The organism is Methyloversatilis universalis FAM5 (assembly GCF_000214035.2).
Classification (GTDB): domain Bacteria; phylum Pseudomonadota; class Gammaproteobacteria; order Burkholderiales; family Rhodocyclaceae; genus Methyloversatilis; species Methyloversatilis universalis.
On sequence record NZ_AFHG01000013.1, the window covers coordinates 1 to 214 of the forward strand.

1 protein-coding gene is annotated in these 214 nt (G+C 64.5%); it reads right to left on the reverse strand.

Annotated elements, in window-relative coordinates:
• Positions 1 to 214, reverse strand: a 214-nt coding sequence (locus METUNV1_RS00060; RefSeq protein WP_043358639.1) for a hypothetical protein, incomplete at both ends; no start/stop codon positions are given.

Here is a 214-nt window from a genome sequence, read left to right on the forward strand (position 1 = left end):
GCGTCGTTGATCTGGTTCACGCTGAGCAGCTTCTGCTCCAGCCGCTGCACCCTTTTCTTGTAGCCGCGCATTTCCTGCGTCAGGCCGACGGTGAGCACCAGTGAGGCGAGTACGCCGGTCGAGCGCAGCGGCGCGCTCAGCACACCGGTCGCGCCCATGCGCAGCATGACTTCGAAAATGGTCGGGTTCTCGTAGCCGACGACGGCGATCACCG